Below are 21,685 nucleotides of genomic sequence, written 5' to 3' on the forward strand. Positions count from 1 at the left end.
AGCGAGAACAAGCAATTACTTATAGCCATTGTTGTGTGTTCGTTTTTTATTTCCATTGTTTATTTTTCAGACTTGTCCTTTTATAAACATAACTTGTGTCCATTATTATTTTATTCCATTTAAAAATAACCTTTTCGTTTGTTATAAATTCAGGTATTGCATTCAAGTCCAAATCTTTTATTAAAACGTCAATTTCATTATAATTCGGATTGTCAATTTCAATTTTTTCGCTCTGACTCAAAAAACTATATTCAATATTTTTTATCGAATTGCCCTGAAATTCAGCAATTCCATTTTCATCTGTGGCTTTAATTTGTGCTCTGTCATTTATAAAAATATTAGAAGCTCCCAAAGAGCCGTTTTTATCAGATATTCGAATTTTTACTTTCCCTTTTAGGTTTGGATTTACTTTTCCAATGTATGTCGTTTTAGGAAATTTAGGTTGCTTGAAAGTGTTTATCACGACAGTATCCTTAGAAACTCTTTTCCAAGTTCCCTTTAAAACACTTCCACCACCAACATCGTAAAAAATATAATATTCAAAAGTGTTATCAGATTTTAGTTCAATTTGAGTGCAAGCAAAATAACTTTTTCCGCATTTACCATATAAACCAACAACTGATTTATTCGTTGAACACGAACTTAAAAAAGTCAAGAGTAAAATCAGTTTAAAATATTTCAAAATTTGGTTTTTCAAATGATGCACAACGGTCTCATATAACCATCAGTTACGGTATTAAAGGTAATAATTTTGATAAAGAACTGGCTTTAGCAATTACGAGTGGGTTCGGACGTAGTCAAATCCGCCGTAATAGTGGTTATACATTGTTGTGCTTAGTTATTTTTTCGTTTAATATATTTCTTTTTAGTTTCTTTATTAATCAGATTTCCATTTTTGTCAAACGTTCTGATTATCGTTTTCCTTTTCTTGTTTTTATAAATTTCGTATTCGTTTAACTCTCCACTTTCGTCGAAGTAATTCACACGCACGTAATTCAGAGTGTAATTTTCGTAAAAAGTTTGTGTAAGTAATTTTCCGTTTTTTCTGAATTCGTTTATTTTAATTGGTCTTCCATTTTTAAATTCTCCTACTAGTCTTTTATTTCCATTTGAGTAAAAATCAGTTTCAGTTCCATCGCAAACTTTTTCACAATTCAGATAATTCCATTTTCTTGAATGTAATACACTTTTAAAAGAGAACAGAATTTTAGGAATTCTAATTGTATCACTATTTGTTTTTATAATTGTTGAATATTGTCCAATTAAATCTCCACGTTTTGGAAAAATTGTTACCGTTTTATAGTTCAATTCAGGAAATGAATCAATTTCAAATTCAGGTTTAATTATTTTATTTGTACAAACATCATAAAATACTAAATTCAGCTTTTCTTTTCCGGTATTTTGGCTAAAACACGAGAAGTTGATTATTAGCAGAAAGATTGATTTTATTACTGTTTTCATAATTAAGCACAACGGTTTCGTATAACCGTCAATTACGGATTAATATGCGTTAATTTTTGGCTTAGCACTGACTTTAGCAATTCCGAGTAGATTCGGACGTTGTCGAATCCGCCGTAATTGCGGTTATACATTGTTGTGCATAGTTTTTATTCACATATTTTATTTTTTTCAATCCACGGGTTAATAAATTTCCTTTCAGTTCCGAGTATTGTTTTCGTTTTGGGTTCATCGAAAATCAGATAAAAATTCTTGCCTTTTTCCACGTATTTGAATTTCAATTCCGTACAAAATTTTCCAGTTCCGTGATTCACGAGCATAGTTATAATTCCATTTTCAATTTTTATATCTTTCACTGATTCCACCATAATAAAATTTAATTTTATGTCAGATGGGATTTCTTTTTCGCTATATTTTTCAAGGTCATTCATTTCAATCATCTCGTCAATGATCTCTTGAATCCATTTATTAATAGGTTTTTCTTGGTTTGTTTGGATGTTTGAAACCCCAATTAATAAAGTCAGTAAAATTATTTTCATATTCTTTTCTCAAATTATTCACAACGGTTTTGTATATGGTTTGTTGCGTGGCTTAAGCACTAAATTATATACGGTGTTACCTAATGTTTTTTAACTTATCCATCTTTCAATTTGTTCTTTTTCTTTCCATTTCCCATTTTTAAACTCATAAATTAATATTTCTCCACTTGAATCAAAGTCAAATAATCTTCTAAAAATTACGATGTATGCTAAATCATAGTTTTCATTGAATATTGGTTTAGAAATTGAACAATATCCTTTTTCGCAATTAATATCAATCCATTTCCAAAATTCACGTTTAGATTCTAATTCAATATGTTGCTTTTCTGTTATGATTTTTTTATTCAGAGTTAGTTCTTTTATTATCTTAAATTCATTGAATAATTTTTCTTGCGTCTTAAAATGTAAGCTATCTTTTATATTAAGATATTTATTAGCTTTTTCTTCATAATACAAAAAGTCTGAACTTGTAAATGCTTTTTGATTTTCGGAAATACAACTTGATGATAGATAAGAATCATTTTTATCTATCAGAACTTGAGTAATCAATTCAGTTGTTTTTTTTAAATCTAAATCAATGCTTTTCTTTATTTCAGTTTTAGATTCCTTTCTACAACTGAAAGTCAGAATAATAATTAATGATAATATGTAGGGTTTTGTTTTTCTCAAATGTTGGATAACGGTCTCGTATAACCGTCAGTTACGGGATTAAAGGTAATAAATTTTCATAAAGAACTGGCTTTAGCAATTACGAGTGGATTCGGACGTAGTCAAATCCGCCGTAATAGTGGTTATACATTGTTAACTACTGTCCATTTTCATTATTCAATACATTAAGTTCTATTTCGCAAAATGGTGTAATTGAGTTCATGAATAAGAAAAATATTATATCTTCTCCTTTTACAAATTCGAAAGCTATGTTATTGTCTAGTATCATTTGTTGGATTTCATCATCGGAATATTCTAAGACATATCCAATAAATCCAGTTTGATCATCTTCTCCATAATATCTAAAACCTGCGATTGGTAAATATTGATGTAACCTATCGATATCATGTATGTTAGTTATTTTTGAGGTATAACATTCATCAATCCTAAATGTAGGATAACGTTTTTTGATTTTATCTAACATGTGTTTTTGAAAAAGAATATCTTCTTTATAAAAATCGTATAAATAAGAGTATGGTCTTAATGGAGCATAATCAGATTGTTCAATTGTTTTGTCTTTAATTATGATCTTATCATAGGTAATCTTGCAAAACGGATCAATAACATTGAAATAAAGTAAATTCAATAAACGAAAAGCTATAATAGAATGGATTTCAAAAACTTTATGCTCCTTCATTTCATTTAATAATGAGTACTCAGGGTCTACATCAAGTGTGCCAATGTATTTGGATGCCTTTTCTTTATCTGTTATATTTTCAAGTACTATATTATAAAAATAGTTACCACGTTGTATGGAATACTTGGTTCTGGCTACACTTAATTTATATTCTGTTTTTAAAAAGTTTTCTCTTGAGTTAATTGGTCCAGGAGCAGAACCATATTGTACTATTTCTTCATGTTTTTTACTAATATAACCAATTCCTAAGCCTACAAAACCATGATGCCAATCTCCAGTTTTCATAATCTTTTTAGAATTGATATAAAATTGAAAAAAATCTGAGTATTCTTCGAGATATGTTGGGCCAGGATACCATCTATCATCAAAATTTTCTAAGACATAATTTTTTATGATTTCTTTTGCTTTTTTTTCGTGCATTCGGTGAGCATTGTAGCTAAGAGTCTCGGCTATGAGTAGTTGTGTATTTTAATAGCTAAAATAGTAAATAAATCACAGATAAAAAGTCCTCTTGGGCTAGTATTAGCACTGAATTATAGCCATTGTTGTACGTAGTATTTTTATCTTCTATTAATTAGATATTTTTCGTTTTGTAATAACTTATCAATTTCTATAGTTAATTTTTCTAATACTGGATGATAATAACCACTCATTAAAATGACTTTTTTTGATTCTAAACTATCTCCACTAATTTCAAGAACTTGTCTACCATGAAGATATTCTCCTATATAGAATTTCTTAAGTGTATCTGTTCTTAATTCTTTTAGTTTTTCATAGAAGTTATAAGTTTCTTTTTTACTTAATTTTCTATTATAGATAATTGTGTCCTTGCAGTTCTCAAAATCACAATCGTAATGAATTCTTACACTGTCCTTATCAATGACATACTTTAACATAAATCCTTCTGATCCATACCAATTTGTAAACGCTAAATCGAAACTGCTAATTGAGTAATCTCGATTGCATGAAGTTAATATCATTGAACCAATAAGTATCAAAAAATAAGTATTCCTCTTTTTCATATTACGTACAAAGTCTCGTATAGCAAGCGTAGTTTGCCGTCAGGCAGCTATGATTTGTTATACATTGTTAGTAGCTTTTTTTCTTGTTTTAATCTCAACTTGGCATTCGATACCTACTTGGTTTAGTTCGTCCGCAATATTTTGAAACTCTGGAAAATGATCACACCAAGCTTTTTTTTCGGTGTAAATTATTTTTTCTTCATTATTAACCATTTTTAAAAGTTCCTGACTTGAACATTTAATCACTGATTTTAGTTTTGATAAATATTCCTTTTTGTAAGGAATTTCTAAATGAAAATATTCTTCTAAATTTTGAATATCCAATTCAAAAAGATAAACCCAGTCTACAAAAGGATTAGACCCCATTCTTTCAAATTTGTCAGACTTCTTAGCAATCATTAGAGAACCAGCTCCAATCCATCCAGTTCTTTTAACATTTGAAATATATTTTTCAGACTTCAGACACCAATGAATGGAGTAACATAATTTATATTCCTGAATTGTTTCTCTTAATCCACAGAATAGATAATCAAAATTTTTAGAGTTATATTCTTCTTCAAAATATTTATCCGCTCTAAACAAAACTTGATCTAATATATCATCCGAAATTTTCGATTCAGGATTTGCTTTTGTTTCTTTAATCCAATCGATTATATTATTAATTTCTGATGATTCATATTCGCTAGATGATTTTTTTAGTTTCAATTTTAAAAAGGGCAGAACATCTGTATTATGATTAATTTTAAAGATAGTATCAAGAGTTAAGTCCATTATAAAAACTATCTGTTTTGATTCTTCATCGTCAGAACTATAACTTCCAGAAAAATCTTTAAATACATTATTATCATACTTTGAATCAATCCAATTAAGTATAGGTTTACCTATTTTATTGGATAACACAGAACCGTCCTGTCTTTTTAGGCTGATTAGGTCATTTAATAACTCTATACCAATTAACCAAGATGTTTTGTTAATGGAAAATAGGTTCAACAATTGAAAAATCAATTCCTCTAAAGTATTGATTTCAATATCTCCTTTTAGTTCCTTAAAATCTTCAATTTTGTTTACATTCATTTTTAGCAAATTGCTACTAACGGTCTCGTATAACCGTCAGTTACGGGTTTTAAATTACTGTTTTTCGATTAAGCACTGACGCTCGCAATTCCGAGTGGATTCGGACGTAGTCGAATCCGCCGTAATTGCGGTTATACTTTGTTGTAACATGTTTTATTTATCAAAATCAGATTTTTTTATAATCGTAGAATATGTCCCTTTTCCTTTATCAAAACTCCAATTCTCATTTTTTAAAAAATCACGATTTGAAGCACCCTTACCCATTTTAACAATGAGTTCGTCTATATCATTTTTGACATCATCAAAATATGGTCCTCCAAATGATTCAATTCCATGGGTCGTGTTGAATAAAAGTATTGTCGAATCATTTGGAATAATATAGGTAGAATCAATGTTGAATGTTTTAAGATGTACACCAACTATTGAGTTAGATTTGTTTGTTATTCTATACGAATACCTATATGAATATTCACAACTCGTAAGTATCGATATTGCTCCAATAAAAAGAAATACTTTTTTAGCTAATATTTTATATCCGTTTTTTAATTTTTTCATCAGTCTACTTAAATGTGTTACAAAGGTATCGTATAACCGTCAATTACTAGTTAATATGCGTTAATTTTCGACTTAGCACTGACTTTAGCAATTCCGAGTAGATTCGGGCGTAATCGAAACCGCTGTAATTGCGGTTATACTTTGTTGTAAGTTATTATTCTATCAATTTGTTATCTTTTATTTTGATTTCAATAATTTTTCCAGTTAAATCGGTTTTAATTTGGCTAATAATCTTTTCGGGGTACTTAGTTGCTTTATAAGGTACATCGTGATAATTAGAGTCTATTAATTCATTCAATCTAAAATTATATGTAGAGTCATTTGAATTCAATAATTCAACTCCAAAATCATGTCCAATTCTCCCAAGATTCGATTTATTTCTGTTGTTTAAAATTAAAAGTACTTCAACGAAATCCAGTCCACGATCAAATGTAAAAATAGTATCATTTCTTTTGCCAATGAACAGAGAATCGTAGAAAGATAAATTCAGTTTGTAAAATTCCAAATCTTTATAAAACCTTACATTTTTAATCTTTTCAAGTGTATCTATTTCAAATTCAAAATCTGTTAATTTTCCGTTTTGATTTTTAGCTTTAGAAAAATTAAGACTATACTTCAATCCGTTCGTGAATAATTCAATGTTTTTTTCAGTTTTAGGTTCTTTTTTACAAGAAGTAAAAACACTAAGTATTAATATTGAAATTAGAATTTTCATAGACTTTCGCTAATTACTTACAATTTTTTATTCTTTCAGTTTTGTTTAACTCGTCAGTTTGTTCACTATCAAGCTCTACCATAAGATATGCTTCTCCAAATTTGAAACAAGTAAGATATTCGGTTTCGAACATTTTAGAAAGTCCAATAATGTTTTGATAAAAGTCAACACATTTTAGGTACTCTTTAGTGTATAGTATTATTCCTGTTCGGTCGAATGTCATTTTTACTTTTTAGGAGTTTAATTTACTAAACTTAGGTTGTTGTTGCAAATGAGCTTGATAGAGTTTAAATATATTTAAGAAAGTTATCTGTAGATAATATTAATTAATATTAACCTCTTAATTATATAGTTATCTAAATTAATTTGATTTTTTAATAAAGAGTCTGACATTATTATGGGATGCCAATAATCTCCAATGGTTTCAGTAAAATCTATATAATACTTAATAAAGTTCGATTTAACTTTTATTGCTTTCAAAGCTTTTAAAAAAAGACCAACCAGATTTGGCTGATCGCTATTCTTTGCTCTTTGAATAACTGATTCAATATTTTCTAATTCTTTGTGAAAATAAAATTCTGATTTTGTTTCTATTACTTTGTTGTTAGCTTTTAAGCACTTGTATTTAGTTATTACTGCTTTTTTATTGTTATTAGCAAAATTAGATTTACCAACATAAACTGAGTCAGAAATACAAAAAATGTGTTTTTTTAAAATACTTTTGTTAAAAGTGTTTTTCATTTTTGTTGAGACCACTTTTTTTAAAGTTATTTTTTCTTTCACAATTTCTGTTAAGAACTCTTTGTATGCATCTTTGATTTCAAGTTTTGGGTACTTATTTTTTAAAACATTATTTTCAAAATCATTTAAGAAGAAATTCAGAGTTTCTATGTTTTTTTTGCCTAATACTTTTTCGAACTCTTTTTGTTGGGAATAGGCTAGTGTCGTTGTAAATATTAATAAAATCAGTATTTTAATTTTTTTCATAGCTTTTAAATTTATAAGTTCAATATATTAAACTAAAGTTAGTGTTATAAGAAACTAACTAGGTTTTTGGTATTAAAGTTTATAGTTTTTAGAATAGCAATTAAATATAGATATTGTTAATAATAGTTTTATTTAGCTACTAATTCTTTTCCATGAAAGGGACAAAAGTTCCAGTTTCCATTCATTTCATTGTTGTCTACTGGACATTTCTTTTTATCTATAAGAGAAGAGAGCGGTAAATTCCAAGTAAATTTATTTTGAGAATGTTTAATTATGAAGCTCCCTTTTTTAAATTCATTAATAATATTTTCCCCTTTGTTGTTTTTTACTTTAAAAAGAAAAAGATGCATTCCTTTTCCCATTTTTCCAAACATTTGTGAAAACATAGGAGTTATATTTTTTAATAGACTTTTGGTATTGTAGGAGATTTCACTTTCATTCAAAAAATTATATTCTTTATTGTTAGAGTCTATCAAAGAAAGACTCTCACCCAATTCAGTTTTTGTTTTAAAAGTCATATTCCCTCTTGCACCAATATTGATATCAACTATGCATATAAGAACATAATCCTCAAAAGCCTTTTCAAGCATTTCAATTGTGTTTTTAGGGATGTTAGTATTCCCTTCAAGAGCAATTTTCCAATAGCTATTTGGAATCCAGAGTGATCCACTCATTTTATTGTTTTGTTTTTTCCAAATAGTTAAATCTTTTACTAATTCAGTTTGATTAATTTTCTTTTGTCCGAATAGTGTAAAACTAGTTAATAGTATGATTAATGTTAATTTTTTCATTTTTAAATTATTACGAATGGTCATGTATAACCATTTGATACGAGTTTTGTATGTGATTAATATTTTTGTGTTAAGTTTTTTTAGTAATTCCGATTAGGTTTGAAAGTGCGCGAATTCATGGAAATAGCGGTAATAAATTGTTAGCTAGCATCATTATTTATTTTTTCAATCCAATTCTGTTCAAATTTCTCTTTTAAAAAGTTTTTATTTCGTTCAGGATAAACTTGTGGATAAATATGCTTGAAATAAAATCTATTTTGCGATTCTGTTTTAAATTCTTGGAAATTTCCTTTTTTAGTTTGACTATACATTATAAATTCTATTGTGTCAATCATTTGTTCATTTCTGCCATAGAAAGTCTTACTTAAAAAATCAATTTTTGAATCTTGATTGAAATCATATAACTCAAATTCAAAACCTGTTTGAAACCTTCCAAAATAACTTTCACTTTTTGTTTTCAAATCATAAATCAATTGATAATTTATTCTACAACCAAGACCTGTACAAGGTTCATTGGTAAGTACAAAGCCAAGTATAGAATCGGATTTATAAAGCTTAATTTGTCTAATGTTATTTGCAAAATTTACACTGTCAACACTTTTTCCATAATTATAATTCAGAGTAATTTTTTTTGAAGTATTTATTTTAGTTCCATTGATTATAATTTCTAATGCATTGTCTTTTTTCTCCCATTTGATTTCATTATCATCAAGTCTAATACTAGATTCTTTATTTGAATAATATGGATTATTAAAAATTAGAGTTGGTTCATACTTTTTAGATTCAAGATATTCAGAAATCATAATTCGATATTCAACTTTTTTTGTAAAGTTATTTTTAGGTTTATTCTTATTTTCTCTAGAACAACTAAAAATTAAAAATAGTATGAATATTAATTTAATTACGTATTTCATCTAATGCTTAGTAATACTTTGACTGTTATTTATGCTTTACTAACTGATTTAATAAATAAAATTCGAATAGATAATACTTACCTATTTTGTTTAATTAATTGAGTGTTAGTAATGAATTATATACGTTGTTGGCAATAGTTTATTTAACTTTAGGTTTAAACTTTTCCTTTTTTAAATTAATAAAATAAGTTGTGTAAGAGTATTCTTCAAATCCATCTTTATAAGAGAAGGAATAGTATATTTTTGCCTTTTTTCTGTCGAGTGGATTGTTTTTGTCAAGTTTTGTATCACTACTGTAATATAATCCACCAATTTTTTCTTTTTGAGGTTTTATTTTCCATTTTAAATTATAACAATCAAAAATTCCTTGTTTGTCTTTATTTTCAATACTTGAAAACCCAAATAAATGACTTGAAGTAATAGGATTAGCCATTAATTTGTTTTTAAATTTCGTTTTATTTTTATTGCTTTTTAAACTCCACATATCATTGTTCTCTTGAACAAAAAACCACAATTTTTCTTTGTCTTTAGCAAATTTATTTAAAGAAATTTCCTTGTATTTAAAATTAAATCCTTTTAATGTCTTTCCAGATTTATCAATAACCCCATATTTTCCATTTTTATTTTTAACTATAGCGAAGTATTTGCCTTTAAATTGAAAAGGTCTAATATTCCAAGAATGTTCTTCACTATTGTAATATATATCAGAGTAGTTTAATAAATTCCCATTTTCGTCTATTTTAAAACCTTTATATCCATCAGAGGAAGAAATGATTTTAATGTTAGAGGTATCTTCAGATTCATCAACTTCCATTATGTAGCTTTCTTTTTCAGGTTTATCTCCTTCAAAATTGATTACTCCATTTTTTCTCACGGTAAAACTTTCGCCTTTATAATAGCCTTCCATTGTTGGATTGAAAAAGTTTAATTTTCCATATTTAGGTGGAATTATTATTTCTTTGGTTTTACTATTTAAATATCCCCATTTACTATTGATTTCGAAAGGTATAAGCTCATTGAAAGAATCACTTTTTATAGTTGAAAAATCTTTAGTTATTTCATTTTTAATTTTTTGGAATTCCTTTTCAGAACTTTGACTATAAGAATTAATAGTTATTAATGTAACTATGAATAGTCTAAATATTTTTTTCATTATTTATTGTTTTGTTTAATTATTGAAAACTTATTTATAAGAGGAATTTTAGGGAATCATAAGCAAATATATAAGTAGATACTAAGTGTTAAAGTTTATAGCATTGTTTTTAATGTTTCTTCTTCTGCTTTTGGGGTTCAATGTACTAAACTTAGTTTGGCGATGCAATTAATTATAGATGTTGTTTATTGCTTTAAGTTCGCAATATCACTTTTAAAAATTATTTCAAATTTTTCTTTAATATCTTGTCTGTTGTCTCCGATTAAACTACAAATGAAGTCTCTAATTGTTAAAGCCCTTGTATTAATTGACGGTTTCTCATTTTTTAAAAAATGCCCGAGTATATGATCAAAACCAACTACAATTAAGGTTCCTAGTAAAAAAAGAGCCATAAAGAGTTTAGGATAAGCTAATGAGAAAAGCATAAGAATTTCTTCTTTAGAAACAATTATTGCATAGACAAGCCAGGGGAGAAGAAAAGCACCTAGAAGAAGCAAAGAATATAAAAACAACTTATTATCCTCCTTAAGAGGTAGAGGAATTTGGCTTTTTATTGTATTATAAATTTTAATTCTGTCTTTGTTGGCAATTCTTTTGTCTAAAAATGAATCGAGAGATGCTTCGTTTTTAAAATCATTTCGTTCTTTCAAAGAATTTAATATTCTTGATTTTAAAAATAAAAAAGCAAGATCATGACGCAAAATGATATTACTACGAATGCTTTCTAATTTTTGTTTATTTATTGGAAAAACAAAATTGTGTTTTTTTTCAAGCTCTTTTATGTTTTCTGGATAAGTTCTCATTTAATAGTCTTGATTAAAAATGAAATAGAATATTAATTAAGCAGTAGATTTGGAGTTAATTGAACCTAACGTAATTATGATTGCTTTTTATTGTAACTTATTTTTATTTGATTTAAACTCTCCATCTGACTTTCAAATCCTTTAAATGATTTTTCTAAATCATAAGAATACTTGTTGGGTATCCAATCTTCATATAAATCCAAATATTTTTCTATTTCATTTGTTCCATTAAGTCGATCAGTCCATTTTAGAGCAGACATTGCGTCTGTTTGGTCGAAATATAAATGCTTCTGAGTTAAGTAATAGTCAAGATATTTTTTTAGATATTCAATTCCCTTTTGAGTATTGAAAGAAGCTAAAGTTAAACAATAGCCTGTTCCAGCATAACAAACTTGACTTTTTAAAAGGTGTGTTCCAATGATATCTTCAACTTCTTTTAAATCCATTATCATAGAAAAATATGCTCCGACTATTCGCGTTCTCCAATTAAAATCGCCAAGCAAACCCTTAACCACTTCAGTATTCAAATCGGCTTTTATCGGTTCAAGTTTTTCTATAAATTCATTTGTATTATTTATTTGAAACATATAAAACGGGACACACCATTTTTTTATAAAATCAACTTCGAGCTCTTTTTCGTTTGAGTAATGTTCCAATTCCTCAAATGAACTTAAGTGTCTTATGGTTGCTCCAGCAGAATGTAGTTCGATTTGTTTTTTTGTTTTTTCGTCCATTTTTTATTTTAAAACAGTGTGCAACTTATTTATATAAATAAAACTTTTATAAACTCATAGTCAACTTATAAATAGATGTTAAGTTTTATATTAACTGTATTCTGTAGATGTTTAAGGAAACAACAAGAATTATTTCTTATAGATTTCCATTATTTTGACAGGTAATTTCTCTTTTGATTTTATTAATTCCAAACCGTATTTTTTCAGTTCAGTATGTATTGTTTTTGGGTCTTCGGCTTGCCATTCAAAATTTATGTCATACAATCCATTTAAGTTTGTTTTATCTAAAACAGGAATTGAGGTAAAGTTTTCTAAATATTCAGCTATTTGTGATATTTTAATTTTCTTAGCTTTTAAAATTGTTCCCATAAACATAAACTCTTTTGCTTCTGAATTGGATGGCTTTATTGAGTTATCAATGTTTTTTAGTGTGTAACATTCTAAAGAGTCAACTCCCATTTTAGCATTGAAGTCAAAGTTTTTATTAAGAAAATCAATTCCAATTTCTCTCCATTTTTGTTGGTGTTTCTCAGAAACTTGAATCATAAAATTATATTTATGTTCTTTTTCATAAGGGAAATCTTTTTCACTTAAACTGTCTTTAAAAATTATTCTACTTGGAGAGGCTACATCAAATAAAGTTTGATAAAGTCTAGGAATTGTACTATTCCACATTTCAACTCCATTTATATTACCTTCAGTATCTTTTAAAAATTTTGACCCGCCTCTTTTTTCTTGATCATACCCTTTTAGTTCGATAGTATAATTTGAATTAGCAATAGTTTTTATTGTTTTAACCTCTAAATTTGGATCAATGTAGAAATCATCTTTTAGTTCTAAATTAATTTCATTGTTAGTTATGAAGTTTTTAATGACCTCTTTATTGATGTTTACTGGATTCGTAATAGCTCTAACGATACCTTCTTTATCTATGATAATAGAGTGTGGTACAACATTAAATTTAAAGTTTTTTGAATGTGTGGTATCAGAAACAATTCTTAACGATGTTTTTGAGCTTTTAATAAATTTTTCTAAACGTTCATTACTTTCATTTGAGATAGTTATAATTTCAATTTCATTTTCAAATTGATTTTGTATACTATCTAATTTTTTCATTGCTGGAATACAAGGTCCACACCAAGTAGCCCAGAATTCCAATATAACTGGTTTTCCTTTTAAATTGTGTAGTGAAATTTGTTTTTGTTTACTGTTTAAAATATTTTTAAACGTGTAATTTGGTACTGGTTTTCCTAATTCAGCTATTTCGTTTTTGTTTTTGCAAGAAGCTATGCAAATTATTAAAGTTAGTAGTAGAAAATTCCTTATCATTTTTCAGTTTTTAGATTATTGCTAACTTAATTTTAGGTTGAACTTTTTAGTTATTTAAAGCCAACTGGCTTTAAATGGGATTAAAATAAATGTAAGTATAGCATTGTTTTTATCTTTCTTTTTCAGTTTTAGGAGTTCAATGTACTAAACTTAGGCTGGTCTTGCAAATGAGTTAGAAACTAAAGAATTTTAATTTTTATTCAGACTCTATTATCTCTATTGTTTCATCCTCTTCATCAGATTTAAAGTATATATCATATACAGAATGCAGAAACCCAAAAAGTTCAATTCCTAAAAAAAATAGAATGGTAAACTTTGTTCCAAAAGAATTATGGGATTTAATAGCTAATAAAACAAATAGAAAAATAATTAATGACTGTCTTATAAGAATTGGAGTAATATCGTTTTCATCATCAAAATCTCCCCATAAAAATGTTCTTATGTAAGAATATAATGTAGTTGTAATTATTGTAATTATGTAGATGATTATCGAGGAGAAGAGAATACATAAGTCAAAATAGGTATCATTTTCTTCTATAAAATTTGTTAGATAAGGATAGAGAAGAGATCCTAAGTAGATAACTATTAATACTCTTAAAATTCTTAATGCAAACTCTTTTAATAAACTTTCTTTTTTCATAGTGCTAAACATTGTGGCTATATACTTTTATATTGCTTCATATTTATTTCCAACAAACTTTAATTTCTTAACACATTCATTCAAACAGTCAGCAAATTGTGTTTTCCATATTGTCAATTCGATAAAACTACCATCCTTTTTAACAATTCTATAGTTACCTATTCGAAAATATATTTTAAATCGAAATAGCATAATTTTAATTTTTGATTTACTTTCAATTATTTCCTCTCCATTGATAAATTCCATATAATCAAATCTATCAATATCTTTTCCTAGTATTTTAGTAAGTATGTTTTTATTAATATAATAAACATACTTGGTGGTTATAAGAATTTCCCTCGATCTATTTAGTTTGATGGAAAGAACTTCTAATTCATTATCATCTAGTAGTATATTTTCTTTAAAATGATGATTTGGATTGTCAAAAAAAGTGATTCCTCTTTCTTTACGATAGTACTCTAGCTTTTTTAAAATTTGCTTTTTGATATTTTCCTTTCTCTTTTTCAATAACTTGGTTTTAAAATTCATTTAGAATTTTGGAAGGTTAAATTTACAGCTTCTAAGCTCGTGTAACAAGGAGAGTTCTAAAAATAATTTTGCCTCTAAGTGAAATAAAATTTTCAATAGAAGCAAAATAAAAGAGATTAAAGTTTTTTGGATTTATTAAATCCAGCCATAATAGAGGCATACTAAAAAAGGAATATCAATAAAACCATGTAAAGCAATATTGAACCATAAATCATGCTTTTTAATATGAAAAATAACTGCTAAATACATCCCCACAATACCAGATAGAATTTGGCCGCTTATACCTTGGTATGCATGTGTTAATCCAAAAAGAAATCCTAATAGTAAAACATTCAAAACAAGACTTATTTTACTTGAACCGAAAAACTTGGTAAACTGCCTCATTAAATAACCTCTAAATACAATTTCTTCCCCAAAAGCAGCCGATGCAATCACATAAATTAATAAACTTAATATAGCTGGTAAATTTCCTTTAAAAGATTCGAACTCAGAAAAATCTATAGCTTGTCCTGTAAGTGAAGTAACTACGGGTAGCATTACAAAGGAATAAAATAAAAAAGTACCAATACCTAATAGCGGAGCTATAATAAATAGATTTTTTACGTTTACTTTTTTACGTTGAAATCCTAAAGATTTAAAAGCATCTTTTTTGTATTCTATAATACTAGCTACTATCAATATTAAAGCAGCTATAGTCATTTGGAAATATCCTGATAAGTATAAAATATAGCAAAGAATAATAGCTATAATGGGAGTCAATTTTGTTCTTAGAAAGGTTTTGTTCATTATTTTATCGTTTTAAATTTTAAACGAAGTAACAATAATGAAACATGAAGAACATCAGGAAACACAGGGTTTTTGACCGAATGGTATTAAAAAAATAGCTGAATAACCAGTTGGTTTTATAATTTGTTTTCAAACCAATTCATAAATGCATGTTTCTTATACCGACTAATATTTATTTGAAAAGTTTTTTGATTGGAAATTGTTGGTTTGAGTTGTACAGACAGTTTTCCATTTTCTATTGATTTTATTTCTTCAATAGAACGTGCATGAAGAATGATTTGCCTGTTAGCTCTATAAAAACTTTGTTCGCTAATTTTAGTTTCAACTTCACTTAAAGTAAAATCTGTAATTATTCTAGTTCCATCAATTTTTACAATAGATACTATTTTATTCTCGCTATATATAAATGCTATTTCAGAATATTTAACCAAGGTTATTTTTCCACCTTGTTGCACTTTAAGTGTTCCTTTGATGGTTGAAAGTTTGTGAAGTTTATAAATATCAGTTGAAAACAACAATGTAATTCCAATAGCACTGATAAGCAAGCTAATTGTAAGTCCTGTTAATAGATGATAAAGATTGTATGAATCAATTCCATTAATCAATCCATTTAAACCATAATATAAAAAGAGGTACAATATTGTTATGTAGCCTAAAGTTGAAAATAAGAAACGTAATAATATTTGCGAATTTATTTTCTTACTAAAATGTTTGTCTTTAAAATGATTGAAATTAAAACGAGCAATGAGTACAATTAGACTTCCTGCAATAATAGAAACTGTAATAGGAAACAGAGGGAATTTGTAATCTTTATGAAAGGGGAAGCTTTCTGGTTCAAAAAGATGGTTTACTAAAACAGAAAGGATTATAATGATTAAGCCATTTCTAATCCAAAAATTTGAAAAATTAATATGGTTCTTAAAAGAATTAATTATTGTTTTCATTTAGTGTTTTAATCGATCGTCTTGTTTGTAAGTTGGTAGTGATTAATAATCAGTTTTCATATTTGACAATGTTTTAATACACCTCATAATTAAGAGGTGTATTTGTTAGTTTTTAGTCTAGTTTACTGAAAAAATAATTAAATGAAAGTGTAAAATAACTGTTTTTAGTATTATCAACAATATTACTAAGGCCAAAAGTTCTCCCAATTTTAATGGCAAACCTTTCACTAGTGTTTATTCCAATTCCTATTAAAAAACCAAAATCAGTTTTTTTAATTTTATTAATTAAAGAAATACTATTTAAGTCAGTAATATTATGTTTAATACTAGTTCTGTAATTAATATCTAAACCACTTTCTAGAGTGAAAGTTTTATTTAGAGCGTAGTTAATTTTTAAAGGAATATTTAAAACACTTGATGAAAAACCAATAGCATTAACATCATTACCAAATGTATCTTTGATTCCAGGTTTTTTTATAGAATAATCATAAAAAGGAATAAAACTGATATCTGCATTTAAGGACCATTTATCACTTAATTTAGTTTCAGTTATAAAACCAATGGATCCACCTCCGAGTTGCCAGATATTGGAAGAATCATTAAAGTTTATTTTAGAATTTATACCAAATCTAGTTTGTGAAAATGAATTTAATACTATAAATAATATTACTAAGGTGGTTAAGTTTTTTTTCATGTTTTGAATTTCTCATAGTTTTTGAGCTTTCGAAAGTACTACAAAAATGAATAAAATGGGAAGTAATTTATTGAAAGTTAGATTTCTTAAATTTTGACTGAATGATATCCCTAATAATTCAATTTATCTTTTACGTATAAATGTGCTTTGTAGAACTTTGTTTGAAAAAACTTTTGCCTCTGTGCATTCAAAATCTAATATTTTAGAAAGTTCACCAAATAAAGAAAATCCACCGCCTAATAATTTCGGAATCGTAGTAATAATCATTCTATCGATTAAATCTTCTTTTAAAAAACTTTGTATTGTTTTACCACCGTCAATATACAAGTTATAATGTCCGTTTGTATGAATTTGAGCGAGTATTTCTGTTAATGTTCCCTTAACTAAAAATACCTTGTCTTTTAAATCTTCTGGAACTTCTTTTAGGGTATTACTTAATACATATACTGGTTTAGTATAAGGCCAATCGATATCAAAACTACAAACTGTTTCAAAAGTTGTTCTTCCCATAACTAATGCATGTATTTGCGAAGTAAAATCTGCATAACCCATATCTGAATTATCAGGATTTGGTATTGAGTGTAACCAATCTATTCCTCCATTTTTATCTGCTATATATCCGTCTAAACTAGTTGCTATAAATACCTGATTGCTTGTTTTCATATTAGAAAGTTTTATTATTTGACTGCAAAACTAGTTGATAGTTGTTGCAAATAATTGTACAGAATTTACCCTTGAATTGTATTTGTAAATTCCTTTGGTGTGCTCCCATAAAACTTTTTAAAGAGTTTTATAAAATGCGATTGATCGTAAAAACCAGCAGCCAAAGCAATTTCTGTTAGTTTTTCTGAAGTTCTGTTTTTTAGTAAGTGAATAGCAGTATTTACTTTTTTTAATTTTATGTATTCACTTGGAGTCAATAAATAATGTTTTTTAAACTTTTGAATGAAGCTCTTTTGTGAAAGAGGGATTGAATGATTGAAGTTTTTCAGAGTTCCTTTTTCAAGTATTTCTGAAGAAAGATATTCTTCAAACTTTAGTAAGTTAGTATCTAGTTGCGATTGCTCAAACAGCTTTAATAAATAGTTTTCTGCTAATTCAAAATTAGGCGTTTTTGTATTAAAAACATGTTCATACAATATTTCCGAAGTAGTATTCATTAAAGAGCTATCGAATTTACGAAGGAGCATTCCATAACAAAAAGGTTTTAGAAGTAGTCCAACCGAACCATAGGTTCCCGATACTGTTGTTTGAAAAGGTGTTGTTTTTAATCCAGAAATAATTTGATGATGTCCTTTGTTTGACAAAGTCTCGGTATTCTGACCTTCTACTATAAACGTATCTCCATAATTAAAAATGAGTTCAGTAAACATCGGGGCATGATGACTAGACTTTAGGCTTAAATTAGAAGCTTTGCCTATCCATATCATATCCACAAAATAATTCAATGGCGCATTTGGGCGATATGTTTTTTCTAGAATCAAAGCCTGTAATTATTTATAGTCTATTAAACTCAACATTTAACCTAATGTATATTATCAAAGGTTTTTATAGATAAATCCTTTACATAATAAACCTCATTATTTAATATCCAAGGACCTGCTGTCATAATATTTTTATAAACTTTTATCTTATTATTAGATAGTGAATTAGTTATTAAAGATGAATTATTATATGTGATAATTTCATTGTTATATACACCTAATATTTTAAAATAATTATAAGGTAATATATATTTTTCTTTTACAACTAATTTTTTTAAATCTAGTTCTAAGATTTTCTTTTTAAACTTAAAGAAAATACCCTTGTCGTTATTTGAAATTATATTAGAGTCGAAATCAATGTTTTGTTTTAATTTCCATTCAATATTAAAATTGTTTTTATTTATGGAAAAAAACTCTCTAGATACAATTGATTGACCTGTTCCAAAAATTAGGTTGTTTTGAATTTGCAAGATATTAGTGATAATAGTTTTAGGTAAATTGATTTCAAGAAGCTTTGATTTGTCCTTTAATTTATATGAATATAAAGTATTTTTATTATTAGATTTAAATTTTCCCGAAACGTAAAGAGTATCCTTATTGATTAAAATTTTTGAGTTTGTCAATATTGTTGAAGATTCTGGTAATAATGACCATACTATTTTTCCTGTAGATTTAGAAAAAGAATAAACCCCGTATAATGAAGAAGCTATTATTTCATCTTTGTATATATATAAATTATCAGTAGTAACCGTAAAGTCTTCTTTTACAGTGTAATTAATAGCTCCAGTCATTTTATCAAGTGAAATCACTTTATTTGGAGTTGTGTAATAAATATTATTTTTGGAATTTAAAACTTTAAGTGATAGTTGATAAAGTTTTTGATGTTTCCACACCACTTTTTTAGTTTGACTATTTTTTTTAACTATATATCCATCATTATTTTCATAATAATGGAATTTATTTTCTACAGCTATTATTGTCTTAATTGTATTTTTAATTTTTTCGGTAGTATTATAAATACAAGAAGAAAAAAATAAAAATAATAGTACTAAAAGGTATTTATAATTCAATTTTATAAAATAATTAATTCATTAGGAAAAGAGTCGGTAAATTTAAGAAATGTATTAAGTGTTCTCTTCAAATTCAGGACAATCTAATCGTATTTCTGATTTTAATAATTTCTTATTCAATAAATTACAATAATGCGAATCTTGTTTTTTCTCATAGAATTTGCAGCCATAACAAGTTCGTTGTACACTTAGAATACCATTTTTATTTAACCTATATATCAGTGTACTTAAAGTATCAAATAAGCTTTCCTGTTCTTCTTGATTAAAAAGATTTATTTGTTGTTGTAAAGGGTTTGAAAAATCGTGTACTTGTTGTACTATTTCCTTTCCTTTATCTGATAGCATAATAGCATAGCTTCTACTATCTGCAGAAGAATAATCTTTAATAATCAGTCCTTTTTTGTCTAATGCTCTTATAGCATCGCTAATGGTAGGTTTTGTTACATTAAACTCTTTAGCCAGATGACTTACATTGCACAAGTGTTGTTTGTGAAACGTAATAAAAATAAGTATCTGAATTTGAATAGGACTTAACCCAACCAATTTGGCTTTTTCCCACAATAAGATTTTAAATACTTCTGAAACTCGTTCTAAACCTGCAACGATTTTACTTGAAATATTATTTTCTTGCTCTTCTGGATTGAAATTACTGTTATTCATTGAAATAGCCTGCGAAGTTTGTTCGACAGGCAAAGTTAGTAATCCTAATTAAATTAATTACAATTTTCCATTTCTATAATTGTATAGTTGTCTTTTTCTATTGCAACAACCATTGCTTCTGTGGCTTGCTCAATATGACAAAGACGACATTCGTTTGTAGTTAATTGATTAGTTTTAAAAGGTTTTGTTTTTAAATATTTCATACCATAATTAAATATGGTTTGTTCTTCGGTTATATAATCTGGTACAAGAATATCAAAATGCATTGTTTTACCATCTTCTCTTTGTACATAGGTGTCCCAAACTGCTACTTTCATCATTTTACTTTTTAACTTTATAGGGAAGAGATAAATTACCACTTGCTACACTAAAAACTTCATAAACTCCTAACATAGGTAAGTTTTTATTACTTGTATTTACTTTCATAAACGCAGTTACGCCATCGTAATTGAAATCTGTTTGATTGTTCATACGGTAATTTGGTACTACTACTTTTATAGTATTGCCTTTTGTGGTAACTGGATATCCTGGGGAATCCATATACATAGGCATTCCAGGATTTGTTGGTGGTAAAACCACCGTTTTATCTGCTTTTTTAAATTGTTTAACCGATAAGCCTCCCGCAACCCTTTTGTCTTGGTGTAATATTACCCAATGAGGATGCCAGATAACACCATCGTTATTATAAATTTGATCGTTGTTTTCATCCCAAAGAGGTGTATCATCAAAATCGGGATGTGAAGTCAAAGCTAATGCTACTATTCCATCTGTTTGATTAAAACCTACATCAGTTGGTTTTAAACTCGTTGGGAATACATAGCCTAGTACTGGAGCACCGTCGAGTTGATCATTTTTGATAGGAACTGTTTTTCCTGCTGTTCCATTTACACTTATTTCCCAAACCGTGATTCCTAAGCCGGAGTGTTGTGTTACATTGACCTTCTTAATTGCAAAATCGTTGTTATTGTAATTACTCTTTTGAGCACAAGAAATACTAGTACTTAAAAATAGTATTGCTGTTAGTATTGATAGTATTGTTTTCATATGATTTGTTTTAATAGTTAGGATTCTATTTTAAATTAGGAATCCTAACTATGTGGTTTAAAAAAATTAGCCTTTTACATCTGCCATGGAAGCTCCAAAGTTAATATGTAAAGTATTTCCTGTTGGTGTTACTAATGCTGGTACCGATTTAACTCCTGCTTTTTCTGCTTCGGGAATTCTACCTCGGTCTTCACCAATATTAACTATTTCTACATTTTGCTCTCCAACTAGATTAATAATGTCGTGCTCTGCACTGATGCATACTGGACATCCTGCGTGATAAAAAATTGATTTACTCATACTGTTCTATTTTTTTATGTTTTTATTGTTTTACAAATATAGTAAGGAATCCTAACTTTAAAAGAAATTTCTGTATTTTTTTAAATTATGTACTTATAAGATTTAGTTATTTAGAT

General features: G+C 27.2%; 29 protein-coding genes. All 29 read right to left on the minus strand.

What is annotated here, in order from left to right:
* Positions 1 to 46 precede the first annotated feature (46 nt).
* Positions 47 to 682, minus strand: coding sequence for a hypothetical protein (locus Q0958_RS15870; RefSeq protein ID WP_299124800.1), 636 nt, complete (start codon positions 680 to 682; stop codon positions 47 to 49).
* Positions 683 to 834: 152 nt separating this feature from the next.
* The gene (locus Q0958_RS15875; RefSeq protein ID WP_299124802.1) at positions 835 to 1,461 is read right to left on the minus strand and encodes a hypothetical protein; all 627 of its coding nucleotides are present in this window, start codon (positions 1,459 to 1,461) and stop codon (positions 835 to 837) included.
* A 146-nt stretch (positions 1,462 to 1,607) separates the two neighbouring features.
* Entirely contained in the window at positions 1,608 to 1,997 is a 390-nt protein-coding gene (locus tag Q0958_RS15880; protein ID WP_299124804.1) for a hypothetical protein, read from the minus strand.
* A gap of 90 nt (positions 1,998 to 2,087) precedes the next feature.
* The gene (locus Q0958_RS15885) at positions 2,088 to 2,666 is read right to left on the minus strand and encodes a hypothetical protein (protein ID WP_299124805.1); all 579 of its coding nucleotides are present in this window, start codon (positions 2,664 to 2,666) and stop codon (positions 2,088 to 2,090) included.
* Positions 2,667 to 2,802: 136 nt separating this feature from the next.
* Entirely contained in the window at positions 2,803 to 3,762 is a 960-nt protein-coding gene (locus Q0958_RS15890) for a hypothetical protein (protein ID WP_299124806.1), read from the minus strand.
* A 140-nt stretch (positions 3,763 to 3,902) separates the two neighbouring features.
* A complete protein-coding gene (locus tag Q0958_RS15895; protein ID WP_299124807.1) occupies positions 3,903 to 4,364 on the minus strand; it encodes a hypothetical protein in 462 nt (153 codons plus the stop codon).
* A 57-nt stretch (positions 4,365 to 4,421) separates the two neighbouring features.
* Complete coding sequence (locus tag Q0958_RS15900; RefSeq protein ID WP_299124808.1) at positions 4,422 to 5,438, minus strand: hypothetical protein; 1,017 nt, start codon at positions 5,436 to 5,438, stop codon at positions 4,422 to 4,424.
* Positions 5,439 to 5,591: 153 nt separating this feature from the next.
* Positions 5,592 to 5,993 (minus strand): hypothetical protein, encoded by a 402-nt coding sequence (locus tag Q0958_RS15905; RefSeq protein ID WP_299124809.1) that lies wholly within the window; start codon positions 5,991 to 5,993, stop codon positions 5,592 to 5,594.
* A 154-nt stretch (positions 5,994 to 6,147) separates the two neighbouring features.
* Positions 6,148 to 6,708, minus strand: coding sequence for a hypothetical protein (locus tag Q0958_RS15910; protein WP_299124811.1), 561 nt, complete (start codon positions 6,706 to 6,708; stop codon positions 6,148 to 6,150).
* Positions 6,709 to 6,721: 13 nt separating this feature from the next.
* Complete coding sequence (locus Q0958_RS15915) at positions 6,722 to 6,931, minus strand: hypothetical protein (RefSeq protein WP_299124813.1); 210 nt, start codon at positions 6,929 to 6,931, stop codon at positions 6,722 to 6,724.
* Between the two features lie 83 nt (positions 6,932 to 7,014).
* Entirely contained in the window at positions 7,015 to 7,695 is a 681-nt protein-coding gene (locus Q0958_RS15920; protein ID WP_299124815.1) for a hypothetical protein, read from the minus strand.
* A 128-nt stretch (positions 7,696 to 7,823) separates the two neighbouring features.
* Positions 7,824 to 8,486 (minus strand): hypothetical protein, encoded by a 663-nt coding sequence (locus Q0958_RS15925; RefSeq protein WP_299124817.1) that lies wholly within the window; start codon positions 8,484 to 8,486, stop codon positions 7,824 to 7,826.
* 140 nt (positions 8,487 to 8,626) lie between these two features.
* Entirely contained in the window at positions 8,627 to 9,400 is a 774-nt protein-coding gene (locus Q0958_RS15930; protein ID WP_299124820.1) for a hypothetical protein, read from the minus strand.
* Between the two features lie 139 nt (positions 9,401 to 9,539).
* Positions 9,540 to 10,553, minus strand: a complete 1,014-nt coding sequence (locus tag Q0958_RS15935) for a hypothetical protein (protein WP_299124822.1) — start codon at positions 10,551 to 10,553, stop codon at positions 9,540 to 9,542.
* A gap of 185 nt (positions 10,554 to 10,738) precedes the next feature.
* Positions 10,739 to 11,356: a hypothetical protein gene (locus tag Q0958_RS15940; RefSeq protein WP_299124824.1), complete on the minus strand. Its 618-nt coding sequence runs from the start codon at positions 11,354 to 11,356 to the stop codon at positions 10,739 to 10,741.
* Positions 11,357 to 11,430: 74 nt separating this feature from the next.
* Positions 11,431 to 12,090 carry a DUF6000 family protein gene (locus tag Q0958_RS15945; RefSeq protein WP_299124826.1) on the minus strand — a complete coding sequence of 220 codons (660 nt, stop codon included), beginning with the start codon at positions 12,088 to 12,090 and terminating at the stop codon, positions 11,431 to 11,433.
* Between the two features lie 129 nt (positions 12,091 to 12,219).
* On the minus strand, positions 12,220 to 13,419 hold the full coding sequence (locus tag Q0958_RS15950) for a redoxin domain-containing protein (RefSeq protein ID WP_299124828.1): 1,200 nt from the start codon (positions 13,417 to 13,419) through the stop codon (positions 12,220 to 12,222).
* Between the two features lie 196 nt (positions 13,420 to 13,615).
* Positions 13,616 to 14,071, minus strand: a complete 456-nt coding sequence (locus Q0958_RS15955; RefSeq protein WP_299124830.1) for a hypothetical protein — start codon at positions 14,069 to 14,071, stop codon at positions 13,616 to 13,618.
* A 15-nt stretch (positions 14,072 to 14,086) separates the two neighbouring features.
* Positions 14,087 to 14,566: a hypothetical protein gene (locus tag Q0958_RS15960; RefSeq protein ID WP_299124832.1), complete on the minus strand. Its 480-nt coding sequence runs from the start codon at positions 14,564 to 14,566 to the stop codon at positions 14,087 to 14,089.
* 156 nt (positions 14,567 to 14,722) lie between these two features.
* Positions 14,723 to 15,373 carry a CPBP family intramembrane glutamic endopeptidase gene (locus tag Q0958_RS15965; RefSeq protein WP_299124834.1) on the minus strand — a complete coding sequence of 217 codons (651 nt, stop codon included), beginning with the start codon at positions 15,371 to 15,373 and terminating at the stop codon, positions 14,723 to 14,725.
* Positions 15,374 to 15,489: 116 nt separating this feature from the next.
* Positions 15,490 to 16,317, minus strand: a complete 828-nt coding sequence (locus Q0958_RS15970) for a LytTR family DNA-binding domain-containing protein (RefSeq protein ID WP_299124836.1) — start codon at positions 16,315 to 16,317, stop codon at positions 15,490 to 15,492.
* A gap of 112 nt (positions 16,318 to 16,429) precedes the next feature.
* Positions 16,430 to 17,011, minus strand: coding sequence for an outer membrane beta-barrel protein (locus tag Q0958_RS15975; protein ID WP_299124838.1), 582 nt, complete (start codon positions 17,009 to 17,011; stop codon positions 16,430 to 16,432).
* Positions 17,012 to 17,134: 123 nt separating this feature from the next.
* The gene (locus tag Q0958_RS15980; protein ID WP_299124840.1) at positions 17,135 to 17,674 is read right to left on the minus strand and encodes a dihydrofolate reductase family protein; all 540 of its coding nucleotides are present in this window, start codon (positions 17,672 to 17,674) and stop codon (positions 17,135 to 17,137) included.
* Positions 17,675 to 17,739: 65 nt separating this feature from the next.
* On the minus strand, positions 17,740 to 18,495 hold the full coding sequence (locus tag Q0958_RS15985; RefSeq protein ID WP_299124842.1) for a helix-turn-helix domain-containing protein: 756 nt from the start codon (positions 18,493 to 18,495) through the stop codon (positions 17,740 to 17,742).
* A gap of 41 nt (positions 18,496 to 18,536) precedes the next feature.
* A complete protein-coding gene (locus Q0958_RS15990) occupies positions 18,537 to 19,565 on the minus strand; it encodes a PQQ-binding-like beta-propeller repeat protein (protein WP_299124844.1) in 1,029 nt (342 codons plus the stop codon).
* Positions 19,566 to 19,619: 54 nt separating this feature from the next.
* Positions 19,620 to 20,225 carry a MarR family winged helix-turn-helix transcriptional regulator gene (locus Q0958_RS15995; protein ID WP_299124846.1) on the minus strand — a complete coding sequence of 202 codons (606 nt, stop codon included), beginning with the start codon at positions 20,223 to 20,225 and terminating at the stop codon, positions 19,620 to 19,622.
* 53 nt (positions 20,226 to 20,278) lie between these two features.
* On the minus strand, positions 20,279 to 20,542 hold the full coding sequence (locus Q0958_RS16000; protein ID WP_299124848.1) for a DUF2024 family protein: 264 nt from the start codon (positions 20,540 to 20,542) through the stop codon (positions 20,279 to 20,281).
* A 4-nt stretch (positions 20,543 to 20,546) separates the two neighbouring features.
* Positions 20,547 to 21,269: a hypothetical protein gene (locus Q0958_RS16005; RefSeq protein WP_299124850.1), complete on the minus strand. Its 723-nt coding sequence runs from the start codon at positions 21,267 to 21,269 to the stop codon at positions 20,547 to 20,549.
* 66 nt (positions 21,270 to 21,335) lie between these two features.
* The gene (locus Q0958_RS16010; protein WP_235275976.1) at positions 21,336 to 21,569 is read right to left on the minus strand and encodes a conjugal transfer protein TraF; all 234 of its coding nucleotides are present in this window, start codon (positions 21,567 to 21,569) and stop codon (positions 21,336 to 21,338) included.
* Positions 21,570 to 21,685: the final 116 nt, after the last annotated feature.

The organism is uncultured Tenacibaculum sp. (assembly GCF_947499065.1).
In the GTDB taxonomy this organism is placed as follows: domain Bacteria; phylum Bacteroidota; class Bacteroidia; order Flavobacteriales; family Flavobacteriaceae; genus Polaribacter.

Bases quoted from the DNA above. Each gene is read 5' to 3' on its own strand.
- Q0958_RS15875 (WP_299124802.1), bottom strand. From the start codon at position 1,461: ATGAAAACAGTAATAAAATCAATCTTTCTGCTAATAATCAACTTCTCG.
- Q0958_RS15880 (WP_299124804.1), bottom strand. From the start codon at position 1,997: ATGAAAATAATTTTACTGACTTTATTAATTGGGGTTTCAAACATCCAA.
- Q0958_RS15890 (WP_299124806.1), bottom strand. From the start codon at position 3,762: ATGCACGAAAAAAAAGCAAAAGAAATCATAAAAAATTATGTCTTAGAA.
- Q0958_RS15895 (WP_299124807.1), bottom strand. From the start codon at position 4,364: ATGAAAAAGAGGAATACTTATTTTTTGATACTTATTGGTTCAATGATA.
- Q0958_RS15900 (WP_299124808.1), bottom strand. From the start codon at position 5,438: ATGAATGTAAACAAAATTGAAGATTTTAAGGAACTAAAAGGAGATATT.
- Q0958_RS15905 (WP_299124809.1), bottom strand. From the start codon at position 5,993: ATGAAAAAATTAAAAAACGGATATAAAATATTAGCTAAAAAAGTATTT.
- Q0958_RS15910 (WP_299124811.1), bottom strand. From the start codon at position 6,708: ATGAAAATTCTAATTTCAATATTAATACTTAGTGTTTTTACTTCTTGT.
- Q0958_RS15915 (WP_299124813.1), bottom strand. From the start codon at position 6,931: ATGACATTCGACCGAACAGGAATAATACTATACACTAAAGAGTACCTA.
- Q0958_RS15920 (WP_299124815.1), bottom strand. From the start codon at position 7,695: ATGAAAAAAATTAAAATACTGATTTTATTAATATTTACAACGACACTA.
- Q0958_RS15925 (WP_299124817.1), bottom strand. From the start codon at position 8,486: ATGAAAAAATTAACATTAATCATACTATTAACTAGTTTTACACTATTC.
- Q0958_RS15930 (WP_299124820.1), bottom strand. From the start codon at position 9,400: ATGAAATACGTAATTAAATTAATATTCATACTATTTTTAATTTTTAGT.
- Q0958_RS15935 (WP_299124822.1), bottom strand. From the start codon at position 10,553: ATGAAAAAAATATTTAGACTATTCATAGTTACATTAATAACTATTAAT.
- Q0958_RS15940 (WP_299124824.1), bottom strand. From the start codon at position 11,356: ATGAGAACTTATCCAGAAAACATAAAAGAGCTTGAAAAAAAACACAAT.
- Q0958_RS15945 (WP_299124826.1), bottom strand. From the start codon at position 12,090: ATGGACGAAAAAACAAAAAAACAAATCGAACTACATTCTGCTGGAGCA.
- Q0958_RS15950 (WP_299124828.1), bottom strand. From the start codon at position 13,419: ATGATAAGGAATTTTCTACTACTAACTTTAATAATTTGCATAGCTTCT.
- Q0958_RS15955 (WP_299124830.1), bottom strand. From the start codon at position 14,071: ATGTTTAGCACTATGAAAAAAGAAAGTTTATTAAAAGAGTTTGCATTA.
- Q0958_RS15965 (WP_299124834.1), bottom strand. From the start codon at position 15,373: ATGAACAAAACCTTTCTAAGAACAAAATTGACTCCCATTATAGCTATT.
- Q0958_RS15970 (WP_299124836.1), bottom strand. From the start codon at position 16,317: ATGAAAACAATAATTAATTCTTTTAAGAACCATATTAATTTTTCAAAT.
- Q0958_RS15975 (WP_299124838.1), bottom strand. From the start codon at position 17,011: ATGAAAAAAAACTTAACCACCTTAGTAATATTATTTATAGTATTAAAT.
- Q0958_RS15980 (WP_299124840.1), bottom strand. From the start codon at position 17,674: ATGAAAACAAGCAATCAGGTATTTATAGCAACTAGTTTAGACGGATAT.
- Q0958_RS15995 (WP_299124846.1), bottom strand. From the start codon at position 20,225: ATGAATAACAGTAATTTCAATCCAGAAGAGCAAGAAAATAATATTTCA.
- Q0958_RS16000 (WP_299124848.1), bottom strand. From the start codon at position 20,542: ATGAAAGTAGCAGTTTGGGACACCTATGTACAAAGAGAAGATGGTAAA.
- Q0958_RS16005 (WP_299124850.1), bottom strand. From the start codon at position 21,269: ATGAAAACAATACTATCAATACTAACAGCAATACTATTTTTAAGTACT.
- Q0958_RS16010 (WP_235275976.1), bottom strand. From the start codon at position 21,569: ATGAGTAAATCAATTTTTTATCACGCAGGATGTCCAGTATGCATCAGT.